This is a genomic window from Paenibacillus sp. 01T422, from assembly GCF_056398785.1.
The window spans coordinates 1-611 of record NZ_JBFTQB010001524.1; the positions used below are offsets into that span (position 1 = coordinate 1).

At 50.2% G+C, this 611-nt stretch carries 1 pseudogene; it reads left to right on the forward strand.

Features of this window, described 5'->3' with window-relative positions:
* Positions 1-32: 32 nt before the first annotated feature.
* A pseudogene (locus AC1DUA_RS39975) lies at positions 33-262 on the forward strand (ABC transporter permease); the annotation flags it as partial.
* Positions 263-611 lie beyond the last annotated feature (349 nt).

The window sequence follows — 611 nt, forward strand, 5'->3', positions numbered from 1 at the left end:
CTTATTAGCTGCATATATTTCAATAAGCCTGGACCGTTCTGCTCGCGTTATCGGCCCTTTCACTCGGAACCTTGATTTCCGCCTTCTCCAATAACGAATTCCAGATGATTCAATTCAAACCGCTCATTATCGTCCCCCAGGTGTTCTTCTCAGGCCTTTTCAGCTTGGATACGATGTCCTGTGTACCTGCGATGGATCGGGGTCGTTATGCCCCTAAAATACGGCGCTGACGCGCTGCGCAATACTATGATCCGCGGCGCTGAATGGGATCGTATCTGGATTGGCGTTGCTGTTCAGGCAGACTATCCCAGTGTGGAACAATTTCTACGTGCCATTACGATCAACCGCCTGGAATTTGCACGTAAACATTTACCAGTACGTTTTATCGCCACGCAAAGCCTAAAATGGGATCAAAAAAGCTGTACACCGCCTTCTCATTCGAGAAAGGCTTGTGTACAGCTTTTTATTTGTGCTAAGCCGTTTGCTGTTGGATACGCGTCTGACGATCGATCAGCACGAAGCGCTGAAGCAGCAGAATCGCCGCCAAGCAAAGCACGCCGCCGATAATAAACGGCAAGGAGTGCGCGATGGCGAACACCGCTCCGCCAAGC